Genomic DNA, 7,867 nt, shown 5'->3' with positions numbered 1-7,867 from the left:
CACCCGCACCAGCCACTTCACAGCACTTCGCCCCGCCGAGCTGACGCTCGACGGGGCGAACTGATCAAGACCCCGGATTAACCAACAGCATCCGTACGGTCCGGGGCGCTCCCGCGCTGCGGCGGTGAACTCGTGGGCGGGTGGTGGGGCGTCACCCCTCCGCCGTGGCCGGAGCGCCGATCAACTGCTCCTTGTGCAGCGGCGCGGGCTCAGCGGTGCTCGCCGGTACCGAGGGGGTGTCCGCGGGGATTCCGCCGGGCAGCAGGCCGAGCACCGCCTGCCGCTCGGCCTCGCTCGTGGCCTCACCGCAGGGGTCAGGGGTGGCCGGAACCTGGAGCCGCAGGACCTCTCCGGTGCCCAGCCGCGCGTAGCCCCGCCCGGGCGGGACGTCGGGAGTGGGTGTGGTGTGCGGCGGGGCGCCCAGGACAGACTCGATCTGCTCCGGGCCGGCCGGGCCCAGGACCACCCGGGCCCCGGTGTGGGTCCGCACGGCGTCGGTGAGGGAGTCCAGACTGTCGAGCTGGTCCGCGACCACGACGGTCACCCCGGCCGCCCGGCCGTGCCTGAGGGGCACCTGGAGCAGTTCCTGAGGATCCTGGCGGCCGTCGGCTGCCGCCAGGTGCCCCAGGGTGCCGGGCCGGTCCAGCAGGATCCAGAGGGGGCGCTTGATGTCCTCGGGTTCGGGATGGCCGGCCTGGCGTGCCCGGTTCGCGGCGATCAGCCTGCGCTCGGTCTCCCGCGCCGCCCATTCGAGCGTCGCCAGAGCCCCGGACAGTCCGCACTCCACGGCGAGGACACCGTCGCGGCCGGCCAGGAAGCCGTACTCGCCGGTGCCGCCGCCCTCCACGACGAGGACGTCGCCCTGCTGGAGGGCCTGCAGGGCCAGTGAGCGCATCAGGGTCGACACGCCGCTGCCGGGGTGCCCGGCGATCAGCAGGTGGGGCTCCGCGGAGCGCGAGCCCGTCCGCCAGATCACGGGGGCGGCGTCACGGGTGGTGTCCCCGTCCAGGACGGGGACGGTGCGCCGGACCGCGTCGGCGTCGGTGAAGCCGAGCACGGTCTCCCCCGGGGCGGTGACGAAGCGCTGGGCCACGACGGTGGTGGGCAGCGCGGCGAGCACGGTCATCAGGAGGTGGTTGGCCTCCTCGTCCCAGGCGAAGTGGTACTCGCGGCCCCGGCCGGACTTCGCGTGCAGCACCTGTTCCACCCGGGTCCGGGCGGCGGGGTCGCCGTCGGTGAAGTAGGCCGGGTAGTTCACCTGGAGCCGGGTCAGTCGCCCGTTGCCGTCGAAGGCGTACGAGGTGCCGAACGCCTTCTCCCAGTCGCCGCCGTGGGAGAACAGCGGACCGGGGTCGTCGGCCGTGGAGAAGTGCGGGACCAGCGCCTCGTAGAGCGCCTGGAGCCGAGCCGTCTCCGCCTCGTCCGGGCCGGTCCTCGCGGGGGTGCGGTCACGCCCCCGCCAGGCGGCGGCGCCCATCACCGTGATGAGGGCCAGCAGCGGCCCGTAGGGGATGAGCGCCACCGCCAGTACGCAGGCCGCGACGAGGAACAGCGTCTGTCCGCGCCGGTCCTTGGGCGTCGCGGCCCACTTCTGCCGCCCTGCTCCCGCCAGCAGCCGCAGACCACGGGTGACCGTGATCAGCGGATGGAGGACGTCGGTGGCGCTGTCGGCGGCCGTGCGCGCGATCTCCCGACCGCGGGTGATCGAAGCGCTGCCGCTGCTCAGAATGCGGGGGAGTGGTCGCCGTGCCACGTCGGTCTCCTGAAGAGGTGGAAGCGGTTTCGGAACGTCAGAACTTGATCCCGCCCAGCATGCTGGCGAGGCTCGCCCCGCCGGCGGTGATGCTGGGGGCGATGGCCGTGCCGGCGAGGTAGAAGCCGAACAGGGCGCAGACGAGTGCGTGGGACGCCTTCATCCCGTCCTTCTTGAAGAACAGGAAGGCGATGATGCCGAGCAGTACCACGCCTGAGATGGAGAGGATCATGAGCGGTTCTCCTGGTTGAAGGGGGCAGTCACCATGAGTACTTCCAGGATCACAAGATGTATCAATACGATAAAAGGTGCAAGTGAGTGAATACCGCCTGATTTCACTCCGTCGGCGGGCGGAAATCCCGTTGCCCGCGGTCCCCGCGGGAGGCTCGGAGGCCGGGGCCATGGGAAAACGGCCACCGCGGCGTGATCTTCCGCCGCCGGTGGGCAGGATGGCGAATGTCCCGGAGCAGTACCCTGTCGATTCACTCGTACGGCCCCTGCCGTACGCCCCCACCAGGTCGGCAGCGGCGACCGAAGCAACGGAAGGCGGTCCGTCAGGATGAGCGAAACACCCGATCCCGAGGTGGTCGAGCTGGCCACCAAGGTCTTCGACCTGGCGCGGAGCGGAGACACCGACACGCTCGCCGCCTACGTCGACGCGGGCGTCCCGGCGAACCTCACCAACGACCGGGGTGACTCACTGCTGATGCTCGCCGCCTATCACGGGCACGCCGAGGCCGTCACCGCCCTCGCGGGACGCGGGGCCGACCCGGGCCGCGCCAACGACCGCGGGCAGACGCCCTTGGCCGGAGCGGTCTTCAAGGGCGAGCGCGAAGTGATCGACGCCCTGCTCGCCGCGGGGGCCGACCCGGCCGCCGGAACCCCCTCCGCCGTGGACACCGCGCGCATGTTCGGCAAGGACGACCTGCTGGAACTCTTCGGTGCGCGCTGAGACGCACTCCGGGTCGCGGGCCGGCCGGTGCGCCGTAAATGTGGTCGCGTCGGCGAAATGGCTGGGTCATCATGACGTCGCGGGTCCGTTCCGGACCACCGACGAGAGGCAGGGGAAGATGAGCACCAGGCAGAAGACGACGATCGGCCGATCATGTCGCTGCGCGGGCTAGGGGACCTCCCCGGCACATGGAACAGCACAGTCCCGGTCGCGTCGACAGCTTGATGTGAGGCTCTCCCCATGTTCGATCCGTTCATAGCGCCGAGCGGCACACTGCTCGGCCTGCTGCAGAGGGGCCGCGGCGACGGCACGCTCCACGCGCTCGCCGCCCCCCGCCCCGAGGCACTCGCCGCGCTCAACCACTGCGTGCTGAGCGATCCGCGTCACGACTGGCAGGTCGAGAACCGCTCGCTCTACTACGCCCGTCTCTACCTCGACCTCGACGGTGACCTCTCGGAGATCGAGCGCCACCTCCAGGACCCCGAGGACCACCTCGACACCGACGACTCGCGTACCGGCCTCGCGCTGGCCGTACTCGGACACCTCGCGTCCTACGGCCGCGACGACGCCCTCGCGCTGCTGCGCCGGTACGCCGCCACCGGCTCCAACTGGGCCTGGGCGCTCGACGAACTGGCGCTGCGGGACGACGACGCCGGTCTGCGGTCCCTCGCCGAACCGGTGCTCGGGCGCTTCCCCATGACCCAGGAGGGCTCCGCCGAGCTCGCGGCAGCGGCACGGGACGCCTTCGAGCCCCGCCCGTGGCGGCTCTGGGCCGAGGACCCCCGCGAGTCCGTGGGGGCCCGGGTGCGGGCGGCCACGGAGCAGGGATCGTTCGACCGGTGGCAACGCCAGATGCGGCCGGGCGGACCCCGGCCCGGCTGGAGCGTCCAGGCGGTGTTCGACTGGGCCCAGGAGGGCCTTGAGCGCGGCAGCGCACTCCACATCCCAGCCGCCCGCTGCCTCTCCGCGGTCGCCTCCGCCGAGGACCGCCCCGCGATCGTCGAGGCCGCCCGCAGCGGCCCGGAGGGCGCTCGCTGCGCGGCCCTGCACTACCTGGCGGAGGTCCAGGACCCCGCCGTGCTCGACCTCGTGGAAGAGGCCGTCGCCGGTGCCTCCCGCACCGTCGCCGACGCCGCCGTCGCCGCCTTCGAGCGCATGTGCGGAGACACGGCCGTCGCCCGCGCCCGGCGCTGGGCACTCAGGCCCGACGCCCTGGGGGCGTCCGCGGCCGGAGTCCTGGCCTGCCGGGGCACCGGCCAGGACGCGCCGCTGGTGCTGGCCGCGCTGCGCGAGGCCGTACGGGGCGAGGGCCCCGACGCACAGCGTCTGTGGACCCTCGTCGACGGGACCGGACGCCTGGGCATCGCCTGCGCCGCACCCGTACTGCGCCATGTGTACAGGGAGACGTCCTCCTCGCACCTGCGCGGCAGGGCGGCGCAGGCGCTCGCCGTCACCGACCCGATGTTCGTCAGCGGATTCGCCGTCGAATGCCTCTGGGACTGCGAGGAAACCACCAGGGAGCTGGCCGCGCGCCATGCCGAGACCGGTGACATCAGGGTCGCCGAACGGCTGAGGCGGCTCGCCGCCGATCCCGCCGAGGAGGCCGAGGTCCAGACCGCCGTACGCAGTAGGATCGGACCGGACGCGCCGGCCCTCTGAGCCGGGCCAGGGGCCTGCGGAATCCTGGATGCCGCGCGCCGGGGGCGCGCGGCGCAAAAGCTCATAGGACGTTCCCCGGGCGGACAGATCCAAGTCGGCAGGGGCACGCCCCGCAGGGTCACAACACCCCTATGCGTGTCGTCATCGTCACCGAGTCCTTCCCGCCCGACATCAACGGGGTGGCCCACTGCACCCTGCAGACCGCCCGGCACCTCGCCGCCCGCGGCCACCAGCCGCTCGTCATAGCCCCGGCCGGGGCGACGGGCTCCTCCGCCCCCGCCCACACCGGCGATCCCTGCCCCGTCGTACGTGTGCCCTCGCTGCCGCTCCCCGGATACCCGCAGGTCCGCGTGGCACTGCCCGGCAGACGGCTCGCGGCCGCTCTGACCGCGCACCGGGCCGAACTCGTCCACCTTGCGGGACCGTTCGTCCTCGGTGTGCGCGGCATGGCCGTCGCCGCACGACTCGGTCTGCCGGCCGTGGCCGTCTACCAGACCGATCTGGCCGGATACGCCCGCACCTATCTGGGAGCCGGGGAGAGCACCGCGTGGCGGCGCATGCGCGCCGTCCACAGCGCGGCGGACCTCACCCTCGCCCCCTCCTCCGCCGCACTGCGCGACCTCACCGCCCACGGGGTGCCCCGCGTACGTCTCTGGCCCCGCGGAGTCGACACCGAACGCTTCCGCCCCGGCCTGCGCGACGAGACGCTTCGCCACTCCCTCGCCCCCGGCGGGGAGAAGATCATCGGATACGCGGGCCGCCTCGCCCCCGAGAAGCACGTCGAACTCCTCGCCGGGGCCTGCACGCTGCCCGGGGTCCGCGTCGTCGTCGTGGGTGACGGCCCGAGCGCGACGTCGCTCCGCTCCGCGCTGCCCGGTGCGGTCTTCCTGGGCCGGCGCACCGGGGAGGACCTCGCCCGCTTCTTCGCCTCGCTGGACGTCTTCGTGCACACGGGCCCCTACGAGACCTTCTGCCAGACGGTCCAGGAGGCCATGGCCTCCGGCGTCCCGGTCGTCGCCCCCGCGGCCGGAGGGCCCCTCGACCTCGTCGCCCACGGCAGCACCGGACTGCTGGTGCCACCTCACGACGCGGACGCGGTGCGGGACGCCGTAGCCGCCCTCGTCGCCGACCCGGCGCGGGCGGAGGCGTTCGGGAGGACCGCGCGGGCCACGGTCGAGGGCCGCACCTGGACGGCCGTGGGAGACCAACTGCTCGGTCACTACGACGAAGTGCTCGGCGGCCGGACGGCGGTGGCCGCGTGACCGGGCACCGCCCTGACGGGCTGAGGATCGTACGGCTGGCGAACTTCGTGACGCCGGCGTCCGGCGGACTGCGGACCGCTCTGGACGCGCTCGGGCGCGGCTACCGCGCTGCGGGGCACGAGCCGGTGCTCGTCGTCCCGGGCGCCACCGCCGGAGACGTCCACACCCCGCAGGGCAGGGTGATCACCCTGCCGGGCCCGGAACTGCCGGGCACCGGCGGCTACCGGGTGCTCGCGGACCGGGGAAGGCTGCGCCGCCTCCTCGCGGGCCTGCGCCCCGACCGCTTGGAGGTGTCGGACCGCACGACCCTGCGCTGGACAGGGGAGTGGTCCCGCCGCGCCCGCGTGCCCGCGGTCATGGTGTCCCACGAGACGGCCGACGGGGTCCTTCGCACCTGGGGCGTTCCGCCGGTCGCGGCAGGGTGGACCGCCGACCGGCTCAACGAGCGAAGCGCCCACGCCTACACGCGGATCGTCTGCACCACCGAGTGGGCGGAACGCGAGTTCGTGCGCATCGGCGCGCGCAACGTGGTGCGCGCGCCGCTCGGGGTCGACCTGAGGCACTTCCGCCCGGAACTGCGCAGCCCCGGCCTCCGCGCCCGCCACCTCCACGGGGAGGAGGTCCTGCTGCTGCTCGGCTCGCGGCTCTCCGTCGAGAAGCGGCCCGGCCGCGCGCTCGACGCCCTTGTCGCACTGCGGCACGAGGGCGTACGCGCGGCGCTGCTGGTCGCCGGCGACGGACCCCTGCGCGCGGACCTCGAACGCAGGGCAAGCGCCGAACGGCTGCCGGTGGAGTTCCTCGGCCATGTGCGCGACCGCGACCGTCTGGCCCGCCTCCACGCCGCCGCCGACCTCTGCCTGGCACCCGGACCGGCGGAAACGTTCGGACTGTCGGCCCTGGAGGCTCTCGCCTGCGGCACACCCGTGGTGGCGAGCGCCTCCTCGGCCCTCGCCGAGGTCGTGGGACCCGCGGGCCTCACGGCCGTCGACCACGGCAGGGCGTTCGCCGCCGCCCTGCGGGAACTGCTGGACAGACCGGAGCAGGAGCGTCGGGCAGCGGCCCGGGCACGGGCCGGACTCTTCGGCTGGGACCGTTCGGTGGCCGCGTTCCTGGCCGCCCACGACGCTCCGTCGCACCGCGACTCCCTCGGGGTGACGCGATGAGCGGGGCCACCGCGTCGGGGCTCCCCGGATACGCGGCCGCCACGACCCTGGACGCACACCTGGTCGGCGCGCCTGCGGACCCCTTGGGAGCTGTCGTGGATCCCCGCGCCACCCTCCGGTTCGCCGCACTCGGGGACTCGCTGACCGAGGGGATAGGCGATCCGGTCCCAGGAGGCTGGCGGGGCTGGGCGGCCCTGCTCGCCGAGGGCCTCGGCGGGACCGGCCGGACGGTGGAATTCCGCAACTTCGCCGTCGCCGGTGCGCTGTCCAAGGACGTCCACGAGCGCCAGGCCGCAGCGGCGGCGGAGTTCCGCCCGGACATCGCCTCGGTGGTGGTCGGCGTCAACGACACCCTGCGCCACTCCTTCGACATCCGCCGCCTGGCCGGGCGGCTGGAAGAGGTGTGCGCCCTGCTCTCCGGGGGCGGCGCCGTGCTCCTGACGGCGTGCCTGCCCGACCCCGGCACCGCGCTGGGCCTGCCGGGGCCGCTGCGCATGCCGCTCGCCCGGCGCCAGCAGGCCGTCAACGCCGTGGTGCACGACCTGTCCACCCGCTACGACCTCGTCCACCTCCACGCCTCGGACCGGGGCTGGACCGAGGACCGATCCCTGTGGAGCGCCGACCGGCTCCACCCCGCTGAACGCGGGCACCGCAGGCTGGCCGCCGGATTCCACCGGCTGCTCGCCGAACGAGGCCTCGCCCACGGGAGCCCGCCCGAGCGCGAACCGCGCAGGCCGCCGCCGAGCCGGGCCGCCGCCGCCCTCTGGCTGGCCACCCGGGGGACCGGATGGCTGGCCAGGCGCAGCACCGACCTGCTGCCGGGGCTGCTCGGGCTCGCTGCGGCGGAGATCGGCCACAGGGCCCTGGGCACGAGCGGACGCCTGGACGCACGGGCCGACCGGGCACTGCGTGAAGCCCTGGACAGCATGTCCCGTACAGCCGGTGTTCCGCACACCGGCACGGGCAACGACCGGACACCCAGGGGGCCGGAACGCCCGGTCCCATGTGCCCGGGGAGGGGGCGGACACCGGACGCCCTGACCGGTCGCTTCTGCGCCGTTTCGACCGTTGTCGGTGCG

General features: G+C 74.0%; 7 protein-coding genes. 5 read left to right on the top strand and 2 right to left on the bottom strand.

The annotated features are described in order from the left end of the window. Positions 1 to 151: 151 nt before the first annotated feature. Both ACGFNN_RS34950 and ACGFNN_RS34945 read right to left on the bottom strand, forming a co-directional pair. Positions 152 to 1,753, bottom strand: a complete 1,602-nt coding sequence (locus ACGFNN_RS34950; protein WP_393561954.1) for a hypothetical protein — start codon at positions 1,751 to 1,753, stop codon at positions 152 to 154. 37 nt (positions 1,754 to 1,790) lie between these two features. Beyond that, entirely contained in the window at positions 1,791 to 1,985 is a 195-nt protein-coding gene (locus ACGFNN_RS34945; RefSeq protein WP_362555339.1) for a hypothetical protein, read from the bottom strand. A gap of 327 nt (positions 1,986 to 2,312) precedes the next feature. Between ACGFNN_RS34945 and ACGFNN_RS34940 the strand changes: the two genes are divergently transcribed. From ACGFNN_RS34940 to ACGFNN_RS34920, 5 genes are all read left to right on the top strand, one after another. Continuing rightward, positions 2,313 to 2,705, top strand: coding sequence for an ankyrin repeat domain-containing protein (locus ACGFNN_RS34940; protein WP_362555341.1), 393 nt, complete (start codon positions 2,313 to 2,315; stop codon positions 2,703 to 2,705). Between the two features lie 240 nt (positions 2,706 to 2,945). Continuing rightward, the gene (locus ACGFNN_RS34935; protein WP_393561953.1) at positions 2,946 to 4,364 is read left to right on the top strand and encodes a HEAT repeat domain-containing protein; all 1,419 of its coding nucleotides are present in this window, start codon (positions 2,946 to 2,948) and stop codon (positions 4,362 to 4,364) included. 131 nt (positions 4,365 to 4,495) lie between these two features. After that, complete coding sequence (locus ACGFNN_RS34930) at positions 4,496 to 5,626, top strand: glycosyltransferase family 4 protein (protein ID WP_393561952.1); 1,131 nt, start codon at positions 4,496 to 4,498, stop codon at positions 5,624 to 5,626. Continuing rightward, positions 5,623 to 6,789, top strand: a complete 1,167-nt coding sequence (locus tag ACGFNN_RS34925) for a glycosyltransferase (protein ID WP_393561951.1) — start codon at positions 5,623 to 5,625, stop codon at positions 6,787 to 6,789. The genes ACGFNN_RS34930 and ACGFNN_RS34925 overlap by 4 nt, the downstream gene beginning before the upstream one ends. Beyond that, positions 6,786 to 7,829 carry an SGNH/GDSL hydrolase family protein gene (locus tag ACGFNN_RS34920; RefSeq protein ID WP_393561950.1) on the top strand — a complete coding sequence of 348 codons (1,044 nt, stop codon included), beginning with the start codon at positions 6,786 to 6,788 and terminating at the stop codon, positions 7,827 to 7,829. The genes ACGFNN_RS34925 and ACGFNN_RS34920 overlap by 4 nt, the downstream gene beginning before the upstream one ends. Positions 7,830 to 7,867 lie beyond the last annotated feature (38 nt).

This window comes from Streptomyces sp. NPDC048590 (assembly GCF_043199535.1).
GTDB lineage: Bacteria > Actinomycetota > Actinomycetes > Streptomycetales > Streptomycetaceae > Streptomyces.
The sequence above is the reverse complement of the archived record's forward strand: the minus strand, read 5'-3'. Positions and strand labels throughout refer to the sequence as shown.